19 protein-coding genes are annotated in these 25,270 nt (G+C 69.1%); 9 read left to right on the forward strand and 10 right to left on the reverse strand.

The genetic code is table 11. From position 1 onward, the window contains the following. The first annotated feature begins 102 nt into the window (after positions 1–102). Entirely contained in the window at positions 103–1,707 is a 1,605-nt protein-coding gene (gene purH / locus EJ903_RS12485) for a bifunctional phosphoribosylaminoimidazolecarboxamide formyltransferase/IMP cyclohydrolase (protein ID WP_126615656.1), read from the forward strand. A gap of 125 nt (positions 1,708–1,832) precedes the next feature. On the opposite strand, the gene EJ903_RS12490 is transcribed toward purH, so the two are convergent. The 5 genes from EJ903_RS12490 to EJ903_RS12510 are packed head-to-tail and all read right to left on the reverse strand — an operon-like array spanning position 1,833 to position 7,535. Next, positions 1,833–3,191, reverse strand: a complete 1,359-nt coding sequence (locus EJ903_RS12490; protein ID WP_126615658.1) for a heme biosynthesis protein HemY — start codon at positions 3,189–3,191, stop codon at positions 1,833–1,835. Continuing rightward, entirely contained in the window at positions 3,188–4,807 is a 1,620-nt protein-coding gene (locus EJ903_RS12495) for a COG4223 family protein (RefSeq protein ID WP_126615660.1), read from the reverse strand. The genes EJ903_RS12490 and EJ903_RS12495 overlap by 4 nt, the downstream gene beginning before the upstream one ends. 60 nt (positions 4,808–4,867) lie before the next feature. Then, on the reverse strand, positions 4,868–5,656 hold the full coding sequence (locus EJ903_RS12500) for a uroporphyrinogen-III synthase (RefSeq protein ID WP_126615662.1): 789 nt from the start codon (positions 5,654–5,656) through the stop codon (positions 4,868–4,870). A 10-nt stretch (positions 5,657–5,666) separates the two neighbouring features. Beyond that, complete coding sequence (hemC, locus tag EJ903_RS12505; protein WP_126615664.1) at positions 5,667–6,602, reverse strand: hydroxymethylbilane synthase; 936 nt, start codon at positions 6,600–6,602, stop codon at positions 5,667–5,669. Positions 6,603–6,656: 54 nt separating this feature from the next. After that, positions 6,657–7,535, reverse strand: a complete 879-nt coding sequence (locus EJ903_RS12510) for a class I SAM-dependent methyltransferase (RefSeq protein ID WP_126615666.1) — start codon at positions 7,533–7,535, stop codon at positions 6,657–6,659. A 134-nt stretch (positions 7,536–7,669) separates the two neighbouring features. On the opposite strand from EJ903_RS12510, the gene tsaD reads away from it, so the two are divergent. Continuing rightward, the gene (gene tsaD, locus EJ903_RS12515; RefSeq protein WP_126615668.1) at positions 7,670–8,755 is read left to right on the forward strand and encodes a tRNA (adenosine(37)-N6)-threonylcarbamoyltransferase complex transferase subunit TsaD; all 1,086 of its coding nucleotides are present in this window, start codon (positions 7,670–7,672) and stop codon (positions 8,753–8,755) included. Between the two features lie 46 nt (positions 8,756–8,801). Next, entirely contained in the window at positions 8,802–9,809 is a 1,008-nt protein-coding gene (locus EJ903_RS12520) for an NAD(P)H-dependent glycerol-3-phosphate dehydrogenase (RefSeq protein WP_377007001.1), read from the forward strand. A 119-nt stretch (positions 9,810–9,928) separates the two neighbouring features. On the opposite strand, the gene acs is transcribed toward EJ903_RS12520, so the two are convergent. After that, positions 9,929–11,872 carry an acetate--CoA ligase gene (acs, locus tag EJ903_RS12525; RefSeq protein ID WP_126615672.1) on the reverse strand — a complete coding sequence of 648 codons (1,944 nt, stop codon included), beginning with the start codon at positions 11,870–11,872 and terminating at the stop codon, positions 9,929–9,931. 444 nt (positions 11,873–12,316) lie between these two features. Here acs and EJ903_RS12530 point away from each other — a divergent pair, with 444 nt between their 5' ends. Further along, positions 12,317–12,628 carry a hypothetical protein gene (locus EJ903_RS12530; RefSeq protein ID WP_126615674.1) on the forward strand — a complete coding sequence of 104 codons (312 nt, stop codon included), beginning with the start codon at positions 12,317–12,319 and terminating at the stop codon, positions 12,626–12,628. A 26-nt stretch (positions 12,629–12,654) separates the two neighbouring features. Here the strand turns inward: EJ903_RS12530 and EJ903_RS12535 are convergent, their stop codons facing one another. From EJ903_RS12535 to EJ903_RS12550, 4 genes are all read right to left on the reverse strand, one after another. Further along, positions 12,655–13,068 carry an EVE domain-containing protein gene (locus EJ903_RS12535; protein ID WP_126615676.1) on the reverse strand — a complete coding sequence of 138 codons (414 nt, stop codon included), beginning with the start codon at positions 13,066–13,068 and terminating at the stop codon, positions 12,655–12,657. Positions 13,069–13,085: 17 nt separating this feature from the next. Continuing rightward, positions 13,086–13,382 carry a YciI family protein gene (locus tag EJ903_RS12540; protein WP_126615678.1) on the reverse strand — a complete coding sequence of 99 codons (297 nt, stop codon included), beginning with the start codon at positions 13,380–13,382 and terminating at the stop codon, positions 13,086–13,088. A 96-nt stretch (positions 13,383–13,478) separates the two neighbouring features. Continuing rightward, positions 13,479–16,076 carry a helicase-related protein gene (locus EJ903_RS12545; RefSeq protein WP_126615680.1) on the reverse strand — a complete coding sequence of 866 codons (2,598 nt, stop codon included), beginning with the start codon at positions 16,074–16,076 and terminating at the stop codon, positions 13,479–13,481. A gap of 76 nt (positions 16,077–16,152) precedes the next feature. Next, positions 16,153–17,031, reverse strand: coding sequence for a tetratricopeptide repeat protein (locus EJ903_RS12550; RefSeq protein WP_126615682.1), 879 nt, complete (start codon positions 17,029–17,031; stop codon positions 16,153–16,155). Positions 17,032–17,105: 74 nt separating this feature from the next. Between EJ903_RS12550 and EJ903_RS12555 the strand changes: the two genes are divergently transcribed. The 5 genes from EJ903_RS12555 to gyrB all read left to right on the forward strand — a co-directional run bounded on the left by EJ903_RS12555 (position 17,106) and on the right by gyrB (position 25,110). Beyond that, on the forward strand, positions 17,106–18,002 hold the full coding sequence (locus EJ903_RS12555; protein ID WP_126615684.1) for an SDR family oxidoreductase: 897 nt from the start codon (positions 17,106–17,108) through the stop codon (positions 18,000–18,002). A 160-nt stretch (positions 18,003–18,162) separates the two neighbouring features. Further along, entirely contained in the window at positions 18,163–19,875 is a 1,713-nt protein-coding gene (locus tag EJ903_RS12560) for a hypothetical protein (protein WP_210211436.1), read from the forward strand. Positions 19,876–20,032: 157 nt separating this feature from the next. Then, positions 20,033–21,163: a DNA polymerase III subunit beta gene (gene dnaN, locus EJ903_RS12565; RefSeq protein WP_126615686.1), complete on the forward strand. Its 1,131-nt coding sequence runs from the start codon at positions 20,033–20,035 to the stop codon at positions 21,161–21,163. Between the two features lie 149 nt (positions 21,164–21,312). Next, entirely contained in the window at positions 21,313–22,509 is a 1,197-nt protein-coding gene (recF, locus tag EJ903_RS12570) for a DNA replication/repair protein RecF (RefSeq protein WP_246015511.1), read from the forward strand. Positions 22,510–22,626: 117 nt separating this feature from the next. Further along, entirely contained in the window at positions 22,627–25,110 is a 2,484-nt protein-coding gene (gyrB, locus tag EJ903_RS12575; RefSeq protein ID WP_126615688.1) for a DNA topoisomerase (ATP-hydrolyzing) subunit B, read from the forward strand. Positions 25,111–25,270 lie beyond the last annotated feature (160 nt).

A 25,270-nucleotide genomic window follows, 5' to 3' on the forward strand; every position in this document is an offset into this window, starting at 1 on the left:
TGTCTTCACGCTCATCCGTGCTTTTCTTATTCCGTGTTCATCCTGTGTGTCTTCTGGCCGCGTCGTGCCCGTGCAACACCACACGACCATCAGGAACACGCCATGAGTCCGCCGAAAGCCAACCACGCCCCCGCCCCCGACAAGGTTCGCATCACCCGCGCGCTGATTTCCGTGTCCGACAAGACCGGTCTGGTCGCGCTGGGGCAGGCGTTGGCCGCCCGTGGCGTGGAAATCCTGTCCACCGGCGGCTCGGCGCAGCGGCTGGCCGAGGCGGGCGTGCCGGTGAAGGAGGTGTCCGACCACACCGGTTTCCCGGAAATCATGGATGGCCGGGTCAAGACCCTGCACCCGCGCGTTCACGGCGGCATCCTGGCCCGCCGCGACATCCACGCCGACGCGATGGCCCAGCACGACATCCCGCCGATCGATCTGGTGGTGGTCAACCTCTACCCGTTCGAAGCGACGGTCGCCCAGGGGGCTGATTACGCCAACTGCGTCGAGAACATCGACATCGGCGGCCCGGCGATGATCCGCGCGGCGGCCAAGAACCATGATTTCGTCACCATCATCACCGAACCCTCGGATTACGAGGCGGTGATCGACGAGCTGGCGGCGCACGACGGCTGCGTCACGCTGGGGCTGCGTCGCAAGCTGGCCCAGCGCGCCTACGCCCGCACCGCCGCCTATGACGCCGCCATTTCGACCTGGCTGGCCGGTCAGCTGGGCGAAACCTTCCCGCCGCGCGTCACCCTGTCGGGCGCGCTGGCGCAGACCCTGCGCTATGGCGAGAACCCCCACCAGCAGGCCGCCTTCTACGTCACCGGCGACCAGCGCCCCGGCGTGGCGACCGCCGTGCAGCTTCAGGGCAAGGAGCTGTCCTACAACAACCTGAACGACACCGACGCCGCGTTCGAGCTGGTGGCCGAGTTCGAACAGCCCGCCGTCGCCATCATCAAGCACGCCAACCCCTGCGGCGTCGCCCAGGGGGCCAATCTGCTCGACGCCTACCGCTCGGCCCTGCTGTGCGACCCGGTCAGCGCCTTTGGCGGCATCATCGCCGTCAACCGCTCGCTCGACGCTGAAACCGCCGAGGAGATCGCCAAGCTGTTCGCCGAGGTGGTGATCGCCCCCGACGCGGACGACGCGGCCCGCGCCCTGCTGGCGACCAAGAAGAACCTGCGCGTGCTGCTGACCAAGGACGTGCCGAACCCCGCCGACACCGGGATGATGATCAAGCATCTGTCGGGCGGCTTCCTGTTGCAGAACCGCGACTCGGGCCGCGTCAACCCGGCGGAGCTGAAGGTCGTGACCAAGCGCGCGCCGACCGAACAGGAACTGGCCGATCTGCTCTTCGCCTTCCGCGTGGCCAAGCATGTGAAGTCGAACGCCATTGTCTACGCCAAGAACGGCGCCACGGTCGGCGTCGGCGCGGGGCAGATGAGCCGCGTCGATTCGGCCCGCATCGCCGCCATCAAGTCGGCGGAAGCGGCCAAGGCCGCCGGTCTGTCCGAACCGCTGACCAAGGGGTCGGTCGTCGCCTCCGACGCCTTCTTCCCGTTTGCCGATGGCCTGCTGGCGGCGGCGGAAGCGGGCGTGACGGCGGTGATCCAGCCCGGCGGCTCGATCCGCGACGCCGACGTGATCGCGGCGGCGGACGAAAAGGGTCTGGCCATGGTCCTGACCGGGATGCGCCATTTCCGCCATTGATCGCGGGCGGATGGATCGCACGCTGATCGCGCGCTGATCGTCAAACGGAAAAGGGCCGGTTCCCCGCGTTGGGAACCGGCCCTTTTTTTGTCGCTTTGGTGGCGGTGGACGCTGTGAACGGCGCGTCAGGCCGCCGTGGACTTCACCAGCGCCGTGGCGGTGGCCGGGGGCAGGCCCGGTTCCATCAGCGACACGGCCAGGGTCGGAGCCTTCCATTCCAGGCTGTCAAACGCGCCGCAATGGCCGCACAGCCCGCCCCAGGCGTGGCTGACGGCGTTGCAGGACCCGCAGGTCCAGGCCGGATCGGCGGGGGCGTTGGCCGCCTTGGCCAACCAATCGCGGGCGGCGGTTTCGTCGTGGCGCTCGTTCCGCTCCAACTCGGCGAGCAGGCGGTAGAGGCGGTGCGACGGCTCGATGCCCAAGGCGCGCTTCAGATGGTCGCGCGCCTCGCCCCACAGCTTGGCGTCGAGCGCGGCGCGGGCGAGCGCGATGTGCGATTCGACGTGGTTGGGGGCCTGGGTCAGCAGCTTTTCGAACAGCTTGACGCGGGTCAGCGCGTCGTAGCTGCCCAGCACCTCGCGGTAGGCTTCGGCCAGGTCGGGGTGCGGGGCCTGTTTCCAGGTCCGCTCCACCACCTTGGCGGCGGGCTTCAGCCGACCGGCGGCGACCAGCAGACGGGCGAGACGCGCGGCGGCCGGAACGAAACCGGGCAACAGGTCGTGCGCCGATTGCGCGTGGGCCAGGGCGGCGTCGCTGCGGCCCCGCCGCTCCGCCTCGAAGCTGCGTTCCAGCAGCAGGACGGCGCGGTGGCGGCGGCCATCCTCGGTCGGGATCGCGCCCGCCTGGATCGCCTGTTGCAGCGTGCCTTCCGCCGACGCCCAATCCCCGGCGCGGGCTTCCAGATCATAGAGGGTGCCGAGCAGCCAGGGGGTGTTGGGTTGCAGGGCGCGGGCCTTGCGGGCCAGCTCCAGTGCCTCCACCCGGTCGCCGATCTTGATGGCGTGGGTCAGCAGACCGCGCAGGCCGAGAAAGGCGGTTTCCGGGCGGTCGAGCATGGCGGTGAAATACTGCTGCGCGGCGCGGTCGTCGCCCTGCAACTGGGCGGCCTGGGCGGACAGCAGCATGGTCAGCGGCGGCTCGTTCAGCAGCCCGTCGGCCTTGCGGGCCATCTTGCGCGCGGTCACGGCGTCGCCCGCCGCCACCGCGACCATGCCCTGGGTCAGGGCGCGGTAGCCCGCCTCGCGCACGCGGGAACGGCGGTAGCGGCGGATGCTGCCCGGTGCCCGCAGGACGGAGCGGAGGAAACGGTAGCCGAAGGCCGCCAGCCCCATCGCCGCCAACGCCAGCAGCAGCGCGACGGTGAAGGACATTTCCACGACATAGCCCAGCCAATGGACGCTGACCATGCCGGGCCGTTCGACCAGCCAGACCGCCGCCGCGATGACGGCGGCGAGCTTCAGGATGAACCAGAGGGCGCGGATCATTGGGTCGCTCCCTTCCCGCCCGACGCGGTGGTCAACAGGGCGATGGCGCGCTGGGTCAGGGCGCGGGCGGCCTGATCGGCGGCCAGACGGGCCTTGGCCTCGGCCAGCCACGCGGCGGCGGCGGCACCTCCGGGGCCTTGCAGGGCCGTCAGCTCCTCCACCGCCTTGGCGAGGTTGTTTTCGTTCAGGGCCGCTTCGGCGCGGGCGACCACGGCGTCGGCCCCGGTGCCGACCACGCCGCCGCCCTCGCGCCGGACCGTGACCAGGGTGGTCAGCTTGCCGGTGACGCTTTCGATCCAGTTGCTGCCGTCACCGCGTTCGGCGGCGCGGACGATCTCCGACGCCAGCGGGCGGAAGCGGTCGGTGATCTGCGCCTGGGTCGGGATGCCCTTGGCGGCGAAGGGGGCGACGGCGTCCAGCGGCTGGGTCACGCCGGCGTCGGCGATGCCCAGCGCGCGGACGCTCTGCAAATCCTGCTGGAACGGCTGCCCGGCGGCCAGCGTGGCGCGCAATTGCCCGGCAGCCAGCACCAGGGCTTGCGCGGCGACGCCCGAGTCGCGGCGGGTTTCGACGCTCTGGCCGACGCTGGCGATCTGCTGCTTGAGCGCGTCGATCTCCTTGCCCAGATCCTGCGCCGCCTTGGTCCCGGTCCCCAGCGCGGTCAGGCGCTGTTCCAGCCCGTCCAGACGCGCGGTGTCGCCGCCGCCGGTCGCGGCGGGGCGCTTTTCCAGGCTGTCGAGTCGTTGGGTCAACTGCCGCACCGCCGCGTCGAACGCGGCGCTGTCGCCCGCCGGGGCGGCGGCGCTGGCGGCCGGGCGCTGTTCCAGCTTGCCGACGCGGTCGGCCAATTGCTGAAGCTGGGCGCGCAGGGTGGGGTCGACGCTGGCCGGGGCGGAGGCTGCCGGGACGCTCGCCCCGTTGGGCCAGCCGGACAGCTGCGGCCCCCACCAGGGTTCGGCCAGGGCGGCGGCCCCGACCAGCAGCGCCACGATGGACAGCGCGCTGGCAAAGCCACCCGCCGCGCGCGGCTCCTCCAGATAGGAGGGCGAGGGCGGGGTGATAGTTTGAACCGGTTCAGAAACGATCTTGTCCGGCTGGGCGGCGGGCGTCGGCTCGCTCAAGGGCGCGGTGGTCGTTTTGGTTGCGGAAGGAGCGTTGTCGGTCGGCGCAACCTCCGCGCTGGCGGCAGCCGTGGCGCTGGCCGGGGTTTCCGGCGTGACGGGGACCGCAGCGGTCTCGGCGGGGGTGCTGCTGTCGCTGGTGGTGCGCTCTTCCGACGGGGTGGCGGCGTCGAGGTCGGCGTCGTCCAGGGTGATGGCGTGTTTGGTCGCCGCGCCGCGCAGGTCAGCGTGACGGGCCAGCGGGATCGCGCCGCGCTTCTTCCAGCCCTGCACCGTGGTCACGGGGATGTCCAGCTTGTGGGCCATCGGGCGGATGCCGCCAAACCGTTCGACGATGCGGTCCACCGCGCCGGTGTCGCTGGTGCCGCCGACGGTCTGGGGAGCGGTCTGGGGGGCGGTCTGGGAGGCGGTGGCGGGGCTGCTGGTCGACTCACCATCCTGTTCGGTGACGGGACGGTCGGCACCGACACGCTCGGGGCCTGGACGAGAGGTCATGGGGTGTACCTTCGGTTCGCTGTTGTTCGTCGCAACGCCACAGCCACCGAACCGGCATCCTCACCCCGTACCGCCGGTCAGCGGCGGCAACAGGTCGAGCAAGGCGTCCTGATCCGGTCGGGACGCCACCCGTACGCGGTGCCACGGCGTTTCACCGCCTTGGCCGTACGCGCGGGCAGCCTCCGCAACGGCGGGGCTGAGGCAGAGCGCATCGACCGTACGACACCGGTCGATCAGGTCCGCCTCGGCCAGCAACTTAACAAAGGAACGCGCGGTGCGGGGAGAGAAAAACAAGACATTGCCGATCGCCGACGTACGCAAAAACGCCGCAGTCGGCGCGGACAGCGCGGTGGCGGGTACGGCGTCGTACAGCACGGCGCGGGTCAGGGTGAATCCGGCCGTTCCCAGCAGCCCGGCCAGATCGCCCGCGACCTTGCTGCCCGCCACATGCAGCAGGGAACCGTCCACCGGCTGGCAACGGCGGCGGACGAGGTCGGCCAGCGCGTACACATCGCCCGCAGCGCTCTCCACCTGGGAAAACCCGGCCCCGGTCGCCGCCCGCGCGGTGGCGTCGCCGACGGCGTAGACCGGGCGGTCGCGGCGGTCCGTACGCCGCGCATACCCCCGTACGCCGTTGGCGCTGGTGAACAGCAACGCCTGTACGCCGGTCAGGTCCGGTTCCGGCCCGTCGAGCCACACCATCTCCAGCATCGGTTCGATGGCGCAGGCGTAGCCCAGGGCGGACAGCCGCCGCACCAGCGGTTCGGCGTCCTCCCATGGGCGGGTGACGAGCAGACGCGTACGCCCGTCCGTCGAGGGGGGAACCGGTGCGGCGGAGCGGTCGCTCATGCGGTTTCGGTCAGGGCGTGGTGAAGAAATCGGCGGGAAGCTGCGCCTTGATCTCCGCCCCGGCGTCGGCCCCCATCGTGGCGGCGTCGCCCGCCGTTCCGCTGCGCGCGGCGTGGAAGACGCGGCGTCCGTCGTTCGACAGCACCTTGACCCGCAGGGACAACGCCTCGCCGTCCAGCGTCGCCAGCGCGGCGATGGGCGTGCGGCAGGACCCATCAAGGGCGGCGAGCAAGGCCCGCTCCGCCGTCACCCGCGTGGCGGTGGCCGCGCAGTTCAGCGGGGCGATCAGGGCGCGGGTGGCGTCGTCGGCGCTGCGGATTTCGATGCCGATGGCCCCCTGCGCCACGGCGGGCAGCATGGTGTCCGGTTCCAGGATCGTGGTGATGCGGTCGGTCAGGCCCAGACGGCGCAGCCCGGCGAGCGCCAGCAGGGTGGCGTCCACCTCCCCGGCGTCCAGCTTGGACAGGCGGGTTTGCACGTTGCCGCGCAGCGGGAAAATGGTCAGATCAGGGCGCAGCTCCAGCACCTGGGCCTGACGGCGCAGACCCGCCGTGCCCACCACCGCACCCGGCGGCAGATCGGCCAACGCGCAGCCGGTCCGGGAAAAGAACGCGTCGCGCGGATCCTCGCGCGGCAACAGGGTGGCGATCTCCAGCCCGTCGGGAAGCTGGGTCGGCACGTCCTTCATCGAATGGACGGCCAGATCGGCGCGGCCATCAAACAGCGCCTCCTCCAGCTCCTTGGTGAACAGGCCCTTGCCGCCCGCCTCCGCCAGGGTGCGGTCCTGGATGCGGTCGCCCGTGGTCTTGAGGATCACGATCTCGATCGCGCCGGGAGCGGCGAGGTGGGGGTGGGCGGCGATCAGGCGATCGCGGGTTTCGTGGGCCTGCGCCAGCGCCAGCGGGCTGCCGCGCGTGCCGATGCGGAGCGGTTGCGTCGTCGTCATGGCGTCCACTTCTAGGCCATCCGCGCGGCTTTGCAAGGGTTGGCTCAGCCGGAGTCATCCGGCTTGCTGCGGCGATCCGGCGCGGCCACCGACGGCGACGATGCGGGGGCTGGCATCGGTCCAGGGCGCGCCGTCGAAATCGCCGTGGAACGCGTCGGCCCTCAACCCGGCCTCGGCCAGCATGGCGGTCAACTCGGCCCGGTCGATCATCCGCCAATCGAAGGCAAAGCGGGTGGTGTGGATGCCGCCATCGGGCCGCAACTCGTCGTACCAGCCGGTGATCCGCTGCACCCCACGCCCGTCCACCGCCGACAATTGGGCGTGACGCACGTAAGGATGGCCGGTGCGCGGGTTGCGGCGCGGCTGCGATGGGGCGGGGGCGTGGTCGGCCTCCTGCGGCAGCGTGGCCGGGTTCATCACGTCCAGGGCGAAGCGGCCATCGGGGGCGAGGTGACGGGCACCGGCGGCCAAGGCCCGCACCGCCTGCGCGCGGTCGGGGATCAGCATCAGCAGGTTGAAGGGCAGCAGCAGCAGGCCCGCGCCGGGATGGGGTGGGGCGAGCGCGGGCAGATCCAGCGCGGCGGCGTCCTGCCGCACCAGCCGCAACCGCGCCCGCGTGTCCGCCGACTCGGCGGTGAGCCGGTCGCGCAGGTGGTCGAGCATCGCGTCGGCAATCTCCACGCCCCACACCGCGAACCCCCGGCGGGCCAGCGGGATGGCGATCCGCCCGGTCCCGCAGCCCAGTTCCAGCACGGGCCGACCACCCGCCGCGTGCGCCGCCGCCTGTTCGGCGTAGAAGCCGACATCGCCCAGCAGACCGATGCGGGCCAGCGCCCGCACCGCGTCCGGGCTGGCCGGGCCAAGCTCCAGCGAGGGGTAATCGGCGTCGTAATAAAGGATGCTGGCGTCGTCGGCGGGCGTGTCGGGGTTCATCGACGGTCCAGGGTGGGGATCTGGGGCTGGGATCTGGGGCTGGGATCCGGGGCGGGGGGCGCGGAAAGGGGAGCCGGGGGAGGGAGGCCGCCAAAACCCTATACCCACGCCGCCAACGCGGCTAGTTTGGCGGCATGATCGTCCTGGGAATCGAAACGAGCTGCGACGAGACGGCCGCCGCCGTCGTCACCGACGCGCGCGAGATCCGCGCCGACGTGGTCCTGTCGCAATTGGACGACCACACGCCCTATGGCGGTGTGGTCCCGGAAATCGCCGCGCGCGCCCATCTGGAGCATCTGGACGGGCTGGTCCGCCGCGCCATGGCCGAGGCCGGGGTCGGCTTTGGCGATCTGGACGCCATCGCCGCCACCGGCGGGCCGGGGCTGATCGGCGGCGTCATCGTCGGGGTGATGACCGCCAAGGCCATCGCGGCGGCGCGCAACCTGCCCTTCGTCGCCGTCAACCATCTGGAAGGTCACGCCCTGACCGCGCGGCTGACCCACGACGTCGCCTTTCCTTACCTGCTGCTGCTGGTGTCGGGCGGTCACTGCCAATTGCTGGTGGTCGAGGGCGTCGGGCGCTACCGCCGACTCGGGACCACCATCGACGACGCGGTCGGTGAAGCCTTTGACAAGACCGCCAAGCTGCTGGGGCTGGGCTATCCCGGCGGGCCGCTGGTGGAACAGGCCGCCGCGCGGGCCAGAAACCCTGGCCGCTTCGCCCTGCCGCGCCCGCTGGTCGGGCGGCCCGGCTGCGATTTCTCCTTTTCCGGCCTGAAAACCGCCGTGCGGCGGCATGTGGAGGAGGTGGGCGCTCTGTCGGGCGCCGGACTCTCCGACGCCGACCGCGACGACCTCGCCGCCGCCTTTCAGGCCACGGTGGCGGAGGTGATGGCCGACCGTTGCGCCCGCGCCATCGCCCGTTTCAAGCAGGATCACCCGCAGGGCGGCGCGCTGGTCGTCGCCGGTGGGGTGGCGGCGAACAAGACGCTGCGCGCCCGTTTGCAGACGCTGGCCGACCGCGAAGCCATGCCCTTCGTCGCCCCGCCGCTGCGGCTGTGCACCGACAACGCGGCGATGATTGCCTGGGCCGGGATCGAGCGGTTCCGGTTGGGCGAACAGGATCCGTTGAGCTTCGCCCCGCGCCCGCGCTGGCCGCTCGACCCCAGCGCCGCCCCGGTGATCGGGCGGGCGGGGGTGGGGTCGGGCGTGAAGGCGTGATGACGTCAGGCCCTTTGCCGCAAGGATCGCTTCCATGACCACCCATCTGTCTCCCGCCCTGTCCCGCATCGGCGTGTTGGGGGCCGGGGCCTGGGGCACGGCGTTGGCGCTGGCCGCGCACCGCGCCGGGCGCGACACCTGGCTGTGGGCGCGCAAACCGGCGCAGGTGGCGGCGATGGCCGCCGACCGCGAGAATCGCGATTACTTGCCCGGCGTGCCCTTCCCCGAGGCGCTGCGCGTCACCGGCGACCTTGCCGACATCGGGGCGTGCGACGCCGTTCTGCTGGTCTCGCCCGCCCAGCACGCCCGCGCCATGTGCGCCCAACTGGCCCCGGCGTTGCGCCCCGGCGTGCCGGTGGTGGTCTGCGCCAAGGGCATCGAGCTGGACAGCTTCGCCCTGATGAGCGAGGCGGTGGCGGCGGCGCTGCCCACCGGAACGCCGCTGGCCATCCTGTCCGGCCCGACCTTCGCGGCGGAGGTGGCGCGCGGTTTGCCGACGGCGGTGACGCTGGCCTGCGCCGACGCCGCGCTCGGGACCGCGCTGGTCGAGGCGCTGGGCAGCCGCAGCTTTCGCCCCTACCGCAGCGACGACGTGATCGGATCGCAGATCGGCGGGGCGGTGAAAAACGTGCTGGCCATCGCCTGCGGCGTGGTCGAGGGCCGACGGCTGGGCGACAACGCGCGCGCCGCGCTGATCACCCGTGGGTTGGCGGAAATCACCCGGCTGGCGCTGGCGCTGGGCGGGCGGGCCGACACGCTGATGGGGCTGTCGGGCCTGGGCGACCTGACCCTGACCTGCTCCAGCCTGCAATCGCGGAACATGTCGCTGGGTGCGGCGCTGGGCGCGGGCCAGACGCTGGCCGACATCCTCGCCGCCCGCCGGTCGGTGGCCGAGGGCGTTTACACCGCCGCCGCCGTGGTCGGTCTGGCCGCGCGGCTGGGGGTGGAAATGCCGATCTGCGCGGCGGTGGACGCCATCCTCAACCGGGGGGCCGGTCTAGACGCCACCATCGACGGGCTGCTGTCCCGCCCGTTCCGGGGCGAGGGGGCCTGAGGCGCACGAGCACCCTCGGCAAAGGCAACGCTGACAAAAGCAAAGTCGGCAAAAACAAAACCGGGAGCCTCGCGGCCCCCGGTTTTTTCATGCCGTCACCGGCAACCGCTGCGCAACGATCAGGCGTTGTTCATGCGGTTGTCGATCAGGTCCGTCACCACGCCCGGATCGGCGAGCGTCGAGGTGTCGCCGAGCGAGTCGTGTTCGTTCGCGGCGATCTTGCGCAGGATGCGGCGCATGATCTTGCCCGACCGGGTCTTCGGCAGGCCGGGCGCCCACTGGATCAGGTCCGGCGAGGCGATCGGGCCGATTTCCTTGCGGACCCAGTTCACCAACTCCTTGCGCAGCTCTTCCGATGGCTCTTCCCCGGCGTTGAGCGTGACGTAGGCGTAGATACCCTGGCCCTTCAGGTCGTGCGGGTAGCCGACGACGGCGGCCTCCGCCACCTTCGGGTGGGCGACCAGCGCGCTTTCGACCTCGGCGGTGCCCATGCGGTGGCCCGACACGTTGATGACGTCGTCCACACGGCCGGTGATCCAGTAATAGCCATCGGCGTCGCGGCGGCAGCCGTCACCGGTGAAATACTTCCCGGCGAAGGTCGAGAAGTAGGTCTGGACGAAGCGTTCGTGGTCGCCATACACCGTGCGCATCATGCCGGGCCAGGCGTCGGCCATGCAGAGGTTGCCCTCGGTCTCGCCGTCCAGAACCACGCCTTCGTTGTCGACCACGACGGGCTGCACGCCGAAGAAGGGCTTGGTCGCCGAGCCTGGCTTCTGGCCGATGGCCCCGATCAGCGGGGTGATCAGGATGCCGCCGGTTTCCGTCTGCCACCAGGTGTCCACGATCGGGCAGCGGCCATCGCCGACGACGTTGTAGTACCACAGCCAGGCTTCGGGGTTGATCGGCTCGCCCACCGACCCCAGGACGCGCAGCGACGCGCGCGAGGTCTTCTTCACCGGGCCTTCGCCCTCGCGCATCAGCGAGCGGATGGCGGTCGGCGCGGTGTAGAAGATGTTGACCTTGTGCTTGTCGATCACCTGCCAGAAGCGGGAGACGTCCGGGTAGGTCGGGATGCCTTCGAACATCAGCGTGGTGGCACCGTTGGCCAGCGGGCCATAGACGATGTAGCTGTGGCCCGTGACCCACCCCACGTCGGCGGTGCACCAATAGACGTCGCCGTCCTTGTAATCGAAGACATACTGGTGCGTCATCGACGCGTAGACCAGATAGCCGCCGGTGGTGTGCAGAACGCCCTTGGGCTTGCCGGTGGAGCCAGAGGTGTAGAGGATGAACAGCGGATCCTCCGCGCTCATCTCTTCCGGCGGGCAATCGGCGGACACCGACGCGACTTCCTCATGGTACCAAAGATCGCGGCCCTCGGTCCAATCGACCTTGCCGCCGGTGTGCTTGACGACCAGCACATGCTTGACGACGCCCGCCGCCGCCACCGCCTTGTCGGCGTTGGCCTTCAGCGGCACCTTGCGGCCGCCGCGCAGACCCTCGTCGGAGGTGATGACGAAATGGCTGTCGCAATCGACGATGCGGTCCTTCAGGCTGTCGGGCGAGAAGCCGCCGAAGACGATGGAGTGGATCGCGCCGATGCGGGTGCAGGCCAGCATCGCATAGGCCGCTTCCGGGATCATCGGCAGATAGATGGTGACGCGGTCGCCCTTCTTGACGCCGTTCTTCTTCAGCACATTGGCCAGACGGCAGACCTGCTCGTGCAGTTCCTTGTAGGTGATGGCCTTGGACACGCCCGGGTCATCGCCTTCGAACAGGATGGCGGTCTGGTCGCCACGGGTGGCGAGATGGCGGTCGATGCAGTTGGCCGACACGTTCAGCGTGCCGTCGTAGAACCAGCGGATGTGCACGTCGCCGCTGAAATCGACGTCCTTCACCTTGCTGTAGGGCTTGATCCAGTCCAGACGCTTGCCCTGCTCGCCCCAGAAGCCTTCGGAATCCTCGACCGACTGCTTGTACATCCGGGCATAGGCGTCGGCATCGATGTGCGCCGCCTTGGCAACCTCGTTGGACACCGGAAAATAGCTGTTGTCGCTGGTCATAGCTGCGCGATTCCCCCGTTGGCCTCCGCGTTGATTCGGAAGCTGTTTGGTGGGCGGCGGGCCGCCGCCCGTGTTGAGGCGTATTATCCACACAAGTTGCAGTGCGAACAAGCGGAACGGCCCGAAGACACCCCCGACCAAAGGAGGATTGTGTCGTGTTGCGTGCTGCGCGAGACTTATTATTCCCTAGACATATCTTCGGGTTTTCCCTGATTCGCGCGCCCCACCGCGACCGGGTGACGCAACGGCGGGCACCGGTATGACCATGGCCTCTTCTTGACCGGTCTTGATCGAAGCGGCGACAGGCCCTGTTTTTCTTGTGAAGCGACGCTTGAGTGGAAGGCTCGGGAATGTCCCTTGCTTAACGGGGCTTTAACCGGGCGTCCCTACCATCATGCGGTGTGCCGGGATCGTCTGGACAAAGGGCGGAACAGGGATCAGAGGATGACCAACACAACCAGCGCGGATGAAGCGGTCGTGGCGGACGGCGCGGTGCAGCGGCAACCCATCGCTAATCGAGTCATCACCGATCACGCCATCGCCAACGCCGCCCGGTTGACCCAGATCGGCGACCGCACCAGCCTGATGGCGATCGACGCCACCTTGCGCCTGTTGCCCGCCGGGGGGCTTGATGGAGCCTCGCCGCTCGGCCTGTCCAACGCGGCGGCCGCACAGGAGGTGCGGGAACTCGCCCGCCGGATGCTTCAGGCCACCCAGGATTTCCAGGCGGCGATCCGCGAACCGGCGGACGGTTGAGCAAGAGTGCCGGGGGATCGGGGGCTTTACGCCTCGATCCCCGCGAGCGAACACACGCGCGCCCATTCGGCGTCCGTCACCGGGCAGACCGACAGGCGGGATTGGCGGACCAGCGCCATGCCCTGCAACTCCGGGTCCGCCTTCATCTGCTTCAGCGTGACCGGCGTGACCACCGGCTTGACCGGCTGGACATCGACCATGCCGAACCGTCCCGCCGGATCGCTGGGATCGGGGTAATAGGTGCGGGCGATCTCCACCACGCCGACCACCGCCAACCCTTCGTTGGAATGGTAGAAAAAGGCGCGGTCGCCGACCTGCATGGCCTTCAGGTTGTTGGACGCCTGATGGTTGCGCACGCCGTCCCAGTGGGTGCGCCCGTCAGCGAGCATCCGGTCCCAGGAGTATTTGAAGGGTTCCGATTTCAGCAGCCAATAGGCCATGGTTCCGCCGCTCCCGCTCAGGCCTTGGGGAAAACGCGGCGCCAGGGGCGGATCGTCACGCTGTCGAACAGGCCGGCCTTGGCGTAGGGATCGTTGGCGGCGAAGCTCTGGGCCGCGTCGGCGTCGGCGCATTCGACGATCAGCAGGCTGCCGACCATGCCCTGCGCCCCGGCGGCGTCCGGTTCGGACAGCAGCGGACCGGCGGCGAACAGGCGATCCGCGTGGTTTTCCAGATAGGCCAGATGATCGGCGCGGTTGGCGGCGCGGATGTCGGCGGCCCCGGCTTTGTCGGTGCAATGGAACATGTACAGCATCGGAAAAACGCTCCTCCCGTTCGGTGGGGCGGGAGCCTAACCCAGGTGGCTGCGTTGGGAAAGGCCGGTTGGAACCGTCCACAGGCGCGCCCGCGCTCACCCTCCGGTCAGTTGACGCAACTTGGCGAAGGGGTGATCCGGGTTGACTGCTGCGCGCCCGTTTGCCTTGCCTCCGCCCTTGCCGCCGGGGGTCGGTCCGGTTGGCCGCCGCCGCTTCCACGTCACCGCGCCATCCTCGGCCTCGGCGCGGGTGTAGCCCAGGCCGGTGAGCACCGCCGCGACCTCCTCCGCCGACAGGCCGACGCGCTGGCCCAACGCCACCTCGCGCACCGGCGCGTTCGTTTTGACCAGCCCCAGCAGCTCCGTTTCCAGCCGGTCGAGCATGTCCACCCGCAACGCCCGCGCGCCGCCTTTGCCGGGCATGGTTTTACCGGGCATGGTCTTGCCGGGCAGGGGATAGCCGATGGCCTCCCAGAAGGCGGGCGGGGCGTCCGCCGGATCGACCGCCACCCGGCCCGGCGGCGGCAGCGGCACCGGCAGGGGATGGCGCGCGGCCACCGCCCACAACAGCCCGCGCAGGGCCACCGCCGCCGGTTTGGCCAGGGCGGTCAGGTAGAGATGCGACACCCCCAACCGCACGCCCAGCCGGGCCAGCGCCTTGCGGTCCTCGCGCGACAGGCCCTCGACCAGGGCGGCGACCGGCGCGCGCGCCAGCACCCCCAGCCCCTCGACCAGTTGGAAGACCAGCCCGCGCGCCGCGCCGGACAGGCCATTGCCAGCCGTCGATCCGGCCCCATCGGTGGCCGCCAGGGTGAACAGCGGTTTCAGCCGCGCGGAGATGTGCTGTTTCACCCAACTGTCGAGGCGGAGGCGCACCCGCTCGCGCTGGGCCTGATCGAGCATCCCGTCGTCGAACGGAACCACCAGCGGCGACAGCACCGACGGCCCGGCCCCCAGCCGCGCCACCGCCAACCCCTGCGCGCGCAGCACGCCATCGGGATCCAGGGCAAAGGCGCTGTCGGGATCCTGTTCGAAGGCGCGCAGCCGTTTGGCGAGTTCGTCGCGCAGGGCGCGGCGCGCGGCGGTTTCCAGGGCGCGCGCCTCCTCCGACCGGTCGGGGGCGTCGGCGACGAAGCGGAAGCCCTCCAGACGGCCGACGACGTGCCCCTCCACCACCACCTCCCCGTCGGCGCGCACGCCGCCGATCAGGGCGCGGCCATCCTTCAGCGTGCGCGACAGGGTGGCCGACCGGCGGTCGATGAAGCGTTGCGTCAAGCGCTCGTGCAGGGCGTCGGACAGCCGGTCCTCGATGGCGCGGGTGCGCTCCTGCCAGTGCAACGGGTCGCTCAACCACGCCGGGCGGTTGGAAATGTAGGTCCAGGTGCGGATGTGGGCGATGCGGGCGACCAGCGCGTCGATGTCGCCCTCCGTGCGGTCGAGCCGGGCGATCTGCTTGCCCACCCAATCGCTGTCCAGCCGCCCGAAGCCGGTGCGCAGGGATTTGAAGATCTGCGCCAAGAGCCGGGTGTGGGCGTCCGACAGCACCTTGCGGAAATCGGGGATCTGGCAGACCTCCCACAGCAGCCGCACGGCGTCGCGGCCCTTGGCCAGATCCATCACCTCGGAATCGCGGACCAGGGCCTGGAGGGCGAGATGGTCGTCGGCGTCGCGCGCGCGGTGCAGTTCCGCGATGGGCGCGCGTTCCTCCAGCGATTTCAGCAGAAAGCCCGGCGTGTCGAATCGCAGGGCGCTGTTGCGCCAGGTCAGCGTCTTCAGCGTTTCGAATTCGTGGTTTTCCACCCGGTTGATGGTGTCGGCGTCCAGTTCCCCCACCTCGTCGGTGGTGCCGAAGGTGCCGTCGCGCATGTGGCGACCGGCCCGCCCGGCGATCTGCGCCACCTCGGCGGCGCGCAGGCGGCGCGGGGCGAAGCCGTCGAACTTGACGATGCGGGCGAAGGCGACATGGTCCACATCCATGTTCAGGCCCATGCCGATGGCGTCGGTCGCCACCAGATAATCGACCTCACCGGCCTGATAGAGCGCCACCTGCGCGTTGCGCGTGCGCGGCGACAGGGCACCCAGAACCACCGCCGTGCCGCCGCGCTGGCGGCGGATCAGCTCGGCCATGGCGTACACGTCGGTCGCGGAAAAGGCGACGATGGCCGAACGCGGCGGCAGCCGGGTGAGCTTCTTGTGCCCGGCGTAGGTCAGTTGGGAAAAGCGCGGGCGGTTGATGAACTCGGCGCGCGGAATCAGCTTGCGGATCAGCGGCTGCATCGAGTCGGAGCCGAGAAACATCGTCTCCACCAGACCGCGCGCGTTCAGCAGCCGGTCGGTGAAGATGTGGCCGCGTTCGGGATCGGCGCAAAGCTGGATTTCGTCCACCGCCAGGAAATCGACCACGCGGTCGAGCGGCATGGATTCGACCGTGCACACCCACCAGGACGGGTTGGGGGGCAGGATCTTTTCCTCCCCCGTCACCAGGGCGACGGCGTTGCGGCCCTTGATGGCGACGATGCGGTCGTAATTCTCCCGCGCCAGCAGACGCAGGGGAAAACCGATCATGCCCGATTTGTGACCAAGCATCCGCTCGATCGCCAAATAGGTTTTGCCGGTGTTGGTCGGCCCCAGCACGGCGACCACCCGGCCACCCAGCCCCAGACCGCCGCCCGACGAAGCGTGAGAGGACGTCATGATGGTAAGCTTTGGTGGGTCCGGCGGCGCTTTGCAAGACTTTGGCGCGCGGGTGGCGCGCGGGTGGGCTGCCCCGTCAGGGTGCTTTGGGTTTGTCCGCCGGTTTGTCTGTCGTTTTATCCGACGCCTTTTCCGGCGGGGCGCTGGCCATCTTGGCGGCGCGGTCCAGATTGACGGCGGCTGCGCGGGCAAACGCGCTGTCGGGGGCCAGACGCTTGACCAGCGCCCAATCCTCGCGTGCGGCGTTGACGCTGCCGCTCAACGCCTTGACGTTGCCGCGCAGCAGGATGGTTTCGGGATCGCCGGGTTTCAGCTCCAGTGCGCGGTCGATGTCGGCCAGGGCCTGGCGGTGGTTCGACAGCGCCTTGTGCGCGGCGGCCCGGTACAGATAGGCGTCGGCGCGTTTGGGGTCGGCGGCGAGCGCGGCGTCCAGATCGGCCACGGCGTCCCAGAAACGTTCGGCCTCCGCACGGGCGAAGGCGCGGTCGATCAGCAGATCGACGTCGCCCGGCTGCTTGGCCAGCGCGGCGCTGTACAGCGTTTCGGCCTTGGTCTGGTTGCCCGCGCGCAGCCACGCCCACCCGCCGCGCGCCAGGATGGCGGCGGCGGCCTTGGGGTCGTCCTTGCCCAACAGCGGGGCTAGCGTTTCCAACTGCTCACCCGCCGCCTTGAACTCCCCCTTGTGGAAGCGGGCCAGGGCCTGACAGAGCCGGGCGTAATCGCCCCCGCCGCTGTCCTGCCAACGCAGGGCGCGGTCCAGCGCGGCGACCGGGTCGCTCTCCGCCTGGGCCGCGCACTCCTTCAGCTTGCGGTTGATGTCCTGGGTTGCGGAAGCCGTAGCCGGGGCTTGGGCGGTGGTTGTGGTCGGGGCGGCGGCCTGGGCCAGCGGCGGAAGCGCGACCGTCGCCGACAGGGACAGGGCGGCGAGCGCGATGAAAGCGTTGCGTCGGATCATGGTGGCCTTACACTCCGCCATCACCCGACCCGACGCAAGGGCTTGCCACCAGGCCCGCCCAAGGACGTTTCCTGATGCCCGATTCCCGCCCGACTCCCCCCCGCCTGTTCGTGTTTGGTCTTGGCTACACCGCCCGTGTCTTTGCCGACCGGCTGCGCGCCGAGGGCTGGCGCGTCGCCGCCACCTGCCGCAGCGAGGAGAAGCGCGCGGCGCTGGCCGCCGATGGGATCGAGGCGTTTCTGTTCGACCGGGGCAAGCCGTTGGCCGACGCGGCCGCCGCGCTGGCGGGAACCACCCATCTGCTGGTCAGCGTGCCACCCGACGCCAAGGGCGACCCGGTGCTGGATCATCATGGCGCGGATCTGGCCAGTCTGGTGACGCTGGATTGGGCGGGCTATCTGTCCACCACCGGGGTCTATGGCGACACCAAGGGCGATTGGGTCAGCGAAGCGGCGTGGCTGAAGCCGACCGGCGACCGCCAGAAACGCCGCGTCGAGGCCGAACGCGGGTGGCTGAACCTGTACCGTCAATACGGCGTGCCGGTGCATCTGTTCCGGCTGGCCGGGATCTATGGGCCGGGGCGCAGCGCGCTCGATTCGGTGCGGGCGGGCGAGGCCAAGCGGGTGGACAAGCCGGGACAGGTCTTTTGCCGGATCCATGTGGACGACATCGCCACGACGCTGCGCGCGTCGATGGACCGCCCGACCCTGGGCGCGGTCTACAACGTCGCCGACGATCTTCCGACCCCGTCGCATGAGGTGGTCGAGTACGCGTGCCGTCTGCTCGGGCTGGACCCGCCGCCGCTGGTTCCCTTCGAACAGGCTGATTTGTCGCCGATGGCCGCCAGCTTCTACAGCGACTGCCGCCGGGTGAAGAACGATCGCATCAAGCAGCGGTTGGGGGTGACGTTGACCTATCCCGATTACCGCACCGGTCTGGATGCTCAATTCGCGGCGGAGCGGACGGCGTGAGCGGGTAAGAACAGATTGCTTTGCCCCCTAAGCAAAACAAAACATACTCGGATACTTATCGCAAACGTCACACAAGAATCGGTTAGCCGGAAAAGGATATTTAATAATCACCCCGGATCATGTTTGGATTGGTGACGACCGTCCGGCGAGGTTCTGGGGCATGAACAGCGCGATATCCACTTTGTTGCCAAGCGACCTCCCGTCCTCCCCTGAAAGCCGGGCTACGGGAAGTCTGGAATCCGCCGCGTTCCGGCGACAGATGGACGAGGTGGTGGCGCGCATCCCGATGCACGCCATCCGCTCTGTCCTGGACGCCGTGGATGGTGCCTCCAGCTCCAACGGCGAACGCGCCCGGCATCTGCGCGAGGCGTTGGTCGATCACTTCAACCGCCTGCGCCCGATGAAGGCGCGCCGTCTGTTCACCAGCCTGTTCGAACCCTTTCTGGTGGACGACCACATCCTGTACCGCGCGCCCGAAGCGGTCCCGGCGCTGATCCAGCGGGTGGACATGGGCGGCATCTGGGCGGCGCTGGTCCAGTACGCGTTTCCAGGGCTGGCCGCCGAGGTTCAAAACCATCTCGATGATCTGTCGCGCGATGCGATGCTCGACGCCGTGATGGCCAGCCCGCAGGCGATGGCGATGCGCGAGACGATGCGGCGCGAGGCGCTCGGCCATCTGATCCGGCTCACCGCCGACCGCAAGGCGTGCGACCGCTTCCTGGCGCTGGCCAACGACGAGGCGCTGCAGGACGCCCGCCTGCGCACCCAGTATCTGAACCGCAAGGCCACCATCGACAGTGATCTTCTGGGCTTTGTCCGCGCGTTGCTGGAGCACAACGCGGTGCTGGTCCCCCTGACCGAACGGATGCGCCGCGACATCGAGGCGATGCAGGACAACGGCGACGAACGATCCGCCGAGGTCGATTGCCAATCCGCCCTGATGGTCGGCTTCGTTCGTCGGGTGCGCGATCTTGGGGTTCCCTTCCGCGACCAGAGTCAGATTCTGGCCTGGTTCGCCCCGCTCTATGGCCTGAACGTCAAGCGGCGCTACGACGTTTTCCTGCGCCACATCCGCGAGCATGGCGGGCCGACGGTGCGCGAGTCGCACCCGCTGCTGCGCGCCCTGCTGGCCCACTTCAACGCCGCCAGCATCACCGTGCGCGAGGTGGTGGACGGCATGTTCGGCGATGTGGACATCCGCGATGGCGGCGTGCTGTCGGTCAACACCGCCACGCGCGAGCTGATGGCCAACGCGGTGGAGCGGCTCGACCGGTCCCTGACGGCGCTCACGGGCTGCGGCTTTCTCGCCAGCCGCAGCAGCGGCCCGGCGATCCGCGCGCAATTGACCGACGTCAGCCGCTGTCTGACCGGCACGGTGATGCCGGCGTTGGCCGCGCGCCTGCAAGCGGCGATGATCTCCCGTCACAACCCGGTGGCCGATCACGAGGATGTGGTGTGGCTGCTGGAACTGGTGTGTCGCTGGGGGCGTTATCTGGGAGCCGCCGGTTACGCCAACCCGGAGCTGAAATCGCTGCGGATGTTTGCGGTGGAAAGCGGGCGCATCGCCTTCATCCAGGCCATGAAGGCGGAGGAGCATGAAAAGCCGACCCACCGCATGGCCCATCTTCTGCGCATCCGCCGCCTGATGAAGGCGATGGGTGAGAGCGTCGACCCCTGGATCAGCCCGGTCAGCCAAGGATTGCACCGCGTCGTCCACGTCTATCTCGCGGACATCGCGACGATCAGCGAGGATGAATGGGCGGTGATCGACGCCTTTGTCGCGTCCATCCGCGCCGAACTCACCCGCTCCCGCCATTGGCAAAGCGCCGATTTCGTCGCCATCCTGCGCCTTCACGAAACCCGGCGACGGTGAGCGCAGCGCGGCGGCCACACTCCTGGTGATGAACAAATTTCGTTCGCTGCAGGGTGCTTTGTGGTAAGCTACCCGCCCGTTTGTGGCCAACACCTGCCCTGCGGCCCTGTCGCCACCCGCTCAACCCCACCGACCCGACGCCGAGACGATCCCAGCAATGAAAATCACCATTGAACGCGCCGCCCTTCTCCGGTCCTTGGGTCACGTGCAAAGTGTGGTCGAGCGGCGGAACACCATTCCCATCCTGTCGAACGTCCTGCTGCGCGCCCAGCACGACGAGCTGTCGCTGGCGGCGACCGACATGGACCTGGAGATCATCGAGTCGGTGCCCGCGACCGTCAGCACTCCCGGCGGAACCACAGCCCCGGCCCACACCCTGTACGACATCGTGCGCAAGCTGCCCGATGGATCGCAGGTGGAGTTGGAGGTGGAGGGCGGCGGCTCTCAGTTGACCCTGCGGTCGGGGCGTTCGCAGTTCCGCCTGTCCTGTCTGCCGGTGGATGATTTTCCGCAATTGTCGGGTGGCGATCTGCGTTACAATTTCGATGTGTCCGCCGCCGATCTGCGTGGCTTGATCGACCGCTCGCGCTTCGCGATTTCGACCGAGGAAACCCGTTATTACCTGAACGGCATTTACCTGCACGCCGCCGTCAGCCGCAGCGCCGGTGGTGAATTGCCGGTGCTGCGCGCGGTCGCCACCGACGGCCACCGTCTGGCGCGCGTCGAAGTGCCGTTGCCGGAAGGGGCGACCGGCATTCCCGGCGTCATTGTGCCGCGCAAGACCGTGACCGAGATTCGCAAGCTGATCGACGAGGCCGCCGCCGGCATCGCCATCTCGCTGTCGGAAAACAAGATCCGCTTCGCCTTCGACTCGGTCGTCGTCACCTCCAAGTTGATCGACGGCACTTTCCCGGATTACGAACGCGTCATCCCGGTGGGCAACGACAAGGTGATGGAGGTGGACGCCAAGCTGTTCGCCGCCGCCGTGGATCGTGTCGCCACCATTTCGACCGAAAAGAGCCGGGCGGTGAAGCTGGCCTTGACGCGCGGCGTCATGACCCTGTCGGCGACCAGCCCGGAGGCGGGCAGCGCGACAGAGGAGTTGGAGGTCAGTTACCAGGAAGGGCCGCTGGAGATCGGCTTCAACTCCCGCTATCTGCTCGACATCACCCAGCAGATCGAGGGGGAGGGCGCGCGCTTCACCCTGGCCGACGCGGCGTCGCCGACCATCATCCGCGACGTGGCCGACAGCACCGCGCTCTATGTGCTGATGCCGATGCGGGTGTGACGGCGGTTGCTGCGCCGCCCGTTCTGCCGTGACCGTGCTCGCCGCCGCCGTTCGGCGCTCTGTCCCCATGCGATCCCTCCCCATGCGATCCGTCGCCTTGCGGACCGATGGCCGCTGCCCTCCCGGGCCGCGCCTTGCCGGTGCCTGCCATGACGGCTGACGCCATGCCGGTCGAGGATGCGGGCGTTCCCCGTGGCGTCACGCCCGCGCTGGCGGTGCGGCGGCTGACGCTGACCCGCTTTCGCGGCTATGACAGCGCACGGCTGGACTGCGACCGCCGCCCGGTGGCTCTGATCGGGCCGAACGGGGCGGGCAAGACCAACCTGCTCGAAGCCATCAGCTTTCTCACCCCCGGCCGTGGCCTGCGCGGCGCGCGGCTGGCGGAGGTGGAGCGCATCGGCGCGCCCGCCGGATCCGGCTGGGCCGTCGCCGCCACCCTCGACACGCCGGGCGGCCCGGTGGAGATCGGCACCGGGCGCGAGCCGCCGCCGCCCAACCCACGCCCCAGCGACCGCGACCGCCGCGTCGTCCACATCGACGGGCGACCGGCGAAAAGCCAAACCGCGCTGGCCGACCATGTGTCCGCCCTGTGGCTCACCCCCGCCATGGACCGGCTGTTCGTGGAAAGCTCCAGCGGACGCCGCCGTTTTCTCGACCGGCTGGTCTTCGGCTTCGATGCGGGCCACGCCGGGCGGTTGTCGCGCTACGAACACACGCTGCGCGAACGCGCCCGGCTGCTGCGCGACGGGCGGTTTGACGACGGGTGGCTCGGCGGGTTGGAAGACCAGATGGCCACCACCGGTGTGGCCGTCGCCGCCGCCCGGCGCGAGGTGACGCAGCGGCTGCGCGCCGCCTGCGACCGCGCCGTCGGTCCCTTTCCCGGTGCCGATCTGACGGTGGCGGGCACGGTGGAGGAGTGGCTGGACCAAGGCCCGGCGCTGGAGGCCGAAGACGCCCTGCGCCGCAGCCTGCGCGACAGCCGCCGGCGCGACGCCGACAGCGGCGGTGCGGCGGTCGGTCCGCACAAAAGCGATCTGGCCGTGCGCCACGCCGCCAAGGACATGCCCGCCGCGCTCTGTTCGACCGGGGAGCAAAAGGCGCTGCTGATCGCCATCGTGCTGGCCAACGCCCGGCTGTTGGCCGCCGAACGCGGGGCCGCCCCACTGCTGCTGCTGGACGAGGTCGCGGCCCATCTCGACCCGGACCGGCGCGACGCCCTGTTCGGGGAGATTCTGGCGCTGGGCGCGCAGGCCTGGATGACCGGAACCGACGCGGCGGTCTTCGCCCCGCTGGCGCAGGAAGCGGCCCGCGTCTTCGTGGACGACGCCCGCATCCGGCCCGGATAGCGGCGAACACGCTCCGGTCTCTTCGCGCCGGGCGGGCGGGCGAAAAAACGCGCGAAAAAACGCAGGTGGCGGCAGCGAAACCGCCGAAACTCTTCACGGATCTGGTATAGTCGGCGCATGGCACAGGAAGCACTGAAAAACGACCTCCCGCAGCAGGACTATGGGGCCGAGTCGATCACCGTTCTGCGCGGGCTGGACGCCGTGCGCAAACGTCCGGGCATGTACATTGGCGACACCGACGACGGGTCGGGTCTCCATCACATGGTGTATGAGGTGGTCGACAACGCCATCGACGAGGCGCTGGCGGGGTACTGCGACAAGGTCGAGGTGCAGCTCAACGCCGACGGATCGGTGACGGTGCGCGACAACGGGCGCGGCATCCCCACCGACATCCACGCCGAGGAAGGCGTGTCGGCGGCGGAAGTCGTGATGACCCAGCTGCACGCGGGCGGCAAGTTCAACCAGAACAGCTACAAGGTGTCCGGCGGTCTGCACGGTGTGGGCGTGTCGGTGGTCAACGCGCTGTCGGAAACGCTCGATCTGCGCATCTGGCGCAACGGGCGCGCCCACACGATGCGGTTCCGTCATGGCGTGGCTGACGCGCCGCTGGCCGATTCCGGTCCGGCACCGCAGGTTTCCGATGGCAAGGGCGGGACCAAGCCGCTGAGCGGCACCGAGGTGACGTTCCTGGCCTCGAAAGAGACCTTCAGCAACACCGAATTCGATTACGCGACGCTGGAACACCGGTTGCGCGAGCTGGCCTTCCTGAATTCCGGCGTCCGTCTGGTCTTGACCGACGCGCGCGGGGTGGAACCGAAGGTCCAGGATCTGCATTACGAAGGCGGTCTGGAAGCGTTCGTGTCTTACCTCGACCGCTCCAAGGTGGCGCTGCACAAGCCCGCCGTGACGCTGAAGGCCGAACGGCCCACCGAGCATGGCGGCATCGTCACGGTCGAATGCGCGTTGCAGTGGAACGACAGCTATCACGAAACAACGCTGTGCTTCACCAACAACATCCCGCAGAAGGACGGCGGGACCCATCTCGCTGGGTTCCGCGCCGCCCTGACCCGCGCGATCAACAATTACGCCAACGAATCCGGCATCGCGAAAAAGGAAAAGGTCAATCTGTCGGGCGATGACGCCCGCGAGGGCCTGACCTGCGTGCTGTCGGTGAAGGTGCCGGATCCGAAATTCTCCAGCCAGACCAAGGACAAGCTGGTCTCGTCGGAGGTTCGTCCGGTGGTCGAGACCATCGTCGGCGAGGCGCTGGCCCAGTTCTTCGAAGAGCATCCGGCCGACGCCAAGCGCGTGGTGATGAAGGTGGTGGAAGCCGCCGCTGCGCGTGAGGCCGCCCGCAAGGCGCGCGAGCTGACCCGGCGCAAGGGCGCGCTGGACATGGCGTCGCTGCCCGGCAAGCTGGCCGACTGCCAGGAGCGTGACCCCGCCGGTTCCGAACTGTTCATCGTCGAGGGCGACTCGGCGGGCGGCTCGGCCAAGCAGGGGCGGTCGCGCCAGTTCCAGGCGATTTTGCCCCTGCGCGGCAAAATCCTGAACGTGGAGCGCGCGCGTTTCGACAAGATGCTGTCCTCGGCGGAAATCGGCACGCTGATCGCCGCGCTGGGGACCGGCATCGGGCGCGACGAGTTCAACGCCGACAAGGCGCGCTATCACAAGATCATCATCATGACCGACGCGGACGTGGACGGCAGCCACATCCGCACCCTGCTGCTGACCTTCTTCTTCCGGCAGATGCCGGAGTTGATCGAGCGCGGCTACCTCTACATCGCCCAACCGCCGCTCTACCGGATCAAGCGTGGCAACGCCAAGGAACGCTATCTGAAGGACGACCGGGCGCTGGAAGAGTATCTGGTCGAAGCCGCGCTGGGCGATCTGTCGGTGCAATTGTCCGACGGCACGCTGCTGATCGGCGATCAACTCTCCGGTCTGGTCGAACAGGCGCGCGCCGCCCGCCCGGCCATCGACACGCTGGCCCGCAAGGTCGGCAACGCCACGGTGGTGGAACAGGCCGCCGTGGCCGGTGCCCTGTCCTCCAGCCTCGCCCACAACGCCGAGGCCGCCCTGACCGCCGCCCAGGCGGTGGCGGAGCGGTTGAACGCGCTGCTGGAAGACGGCGGTTGGCGTGGTGAAACCCTGCCGAACGGCGGTTACGCCGTCGTCCGCACCCGGCGCGGCGTCACCCATCGCCACCGCTTCGACACCGACCTGCTGAAGAGCGGCGAGGCCCGCCGCCTGGACGCCCAGGCCGCCGACCTGCACCGCGTGTTCGGCACGCCGGGCCGCGCCTTTGAAAAGCAGAAGGAAACCCGCGCCCTGACCGGCCCGGTGGCGCTGTACGACACCGTCATGGAACTGGGCCGTCGCGGCGTGACCATCCAGCGCTACAAAGGTCTGGGCGAGATGAACCCCGATCAATTGTGGGAAACCACGCTGGATCCGACCAAGCGGTCGCTGTTGCAGGTTCGCGTCCACCACGCCGATCAGGCGGAGGAGGTCTTCTCCACCCTGATGGGCGACATCGTCGAACCCCGGCGCGAGTTCATCCAGGACAACGCGCTGAAGGTCTCGAATTTGGACGTGTAAGGATGGTGCTAGGGGCTGCGGGCCGAAAAACGCCCGTTTGTCCGGTCAGCAACATTCTATTGAATTGAAAAATATACAGAAATTATGGAAAGAGCGGGCGGAAGCGCCCGCTTTTTCCATGTCTGGCCTCTTCCTATCCTTACGCACTTGTGGTGGCGTG

Origin of the sequence: Azospirillum griseum (assembly GCF_003966125.1) — a bacterium.
In the GTDB taxonomy this organism is placed as follows: domain Bacteria; phylum Pseudomonadota; class Alphaproteobacteria; order Azospirillales; family Azospirillaceae; genus Azospirillum; species Azospirillum griseum.

Coding starts and splice junctions, on each gene's coding strand:
- EJ903_RS12550 (WP_126615682.1), bottom strand. CDS start 17,031: ATGATCCGACGCAACGCTTTCATCGCGCTCGCCGCCCTGTCCCTGTCG.
- EJ903_RS12490 (WP_126615658.1), bottom strand. CDS start 3,191: ATGATCCGCGCCCTCTGGTTCATCCTGAAGCTCGCCGCCGTCATCGCG.
- EJ903_RS12555 (WP_126615684.1), top strand. CDS start 17,106: ATGCCCGATTCCCGCCCGACTCCCCCCCGCCTGTTCGTGTTTGGTCTT.
- EJ903_RS12495 (WP_126615660.1), bottom strand. CDS start 4,807: ATGACCTCTCGTCCAGGCCCCGAGCGTGTCGGTGCCGACCGTCCCGTC.
- EJ903_RS12510 (WP_126615666.1), bottom strand. CDS start 7,535: ATGAACCCCGACACGCCCGCCGACGACGCCAGCATCCTTTATTACGAC.
- acs (WP_126615672.1), bottom strand. CDS start 11,872: ATGACCAGCGACAACAGCTATTTTCCGGTGTCCAACGAGGTTGCCAAG.
- gyrB (WP_126615688.1), top strand. CDS start 22,627: ATGGCACAGGAAGCACTGAAAAACGACCTCCCGCAGCAGGACTATGGG.
- EJ903_RS12535 (WP_126615676.1), bottom strand. CDS start 13,068: ATGGCCTATTGGCTGCTGAAATCGGAACCCTTCAAATACTCCTGGGAC.
- tsaD (WP_126615668.1), top strand. CDS start 7,670: ATGATCGTCCTGGGAATCGAAACGAGCTGCGACGAGACGGCCGCCGCC.
- EJ903_RS12545 (WP_126615680.1), bottom strand. CDS start 16,076: ATGACGTCCTCTCACGCTTCGTCGGGCGGCGGTCTGGGGCTGGGTGGC.
- EJ903_RS12560 (WP_210211436.1), top strand. CDS start 18,163: ATGAACAGCGCGATATCCACTTTGTTGCCAAGCGACCTCCCGTCCTCC.
- recF (WP_246015511.1), top strand. CDS start 21,313: ATGACGGCTGACGCCATGCCGGTCGAGGATGCGGGCGTTCCCCGTGGC.
- EJ903_RS12530 (WP_126615674.1), top strand. CDS start 12,317: ATGACCAACACAACCAGCGCGGATGAAGCGGTCGTGGCGGACGGCGCG.
- EJ903_RS12500 (WP_126615662.1), bottom strand. CDS start 5,656: ATGAGCGACCGCTCCGCCGCACCGGTTCCCCCCTCGACGGACGGGCGT.
- dnaN (WP_126615686.1), top strand. CDS start 20,033: ATGAAAATCACCATTGAACGCGCCGCCCTTCTCCGGTCCTTGGGTCAC.
- hemC (WP_126615664.1), bottom strand. CDS start 6,602: ATGACGACGACGCAACCGCTCCGCATCGGCACGCGCGGCAGCCCGCTG.
- purH (WP_126615656.1), top strand. CDS start 103: ATGAGTCCGCCGAAAGCCAACCACGCCCCCGCCCCCGACAAGGTTCGC.
- EJ903_RS12540 (WP_126615678.1), bottom strand. CDS start 13,382: ATGCTGTACATGTTCCATTGCACCGACAAAGCCGGGGCCGCCGACATC.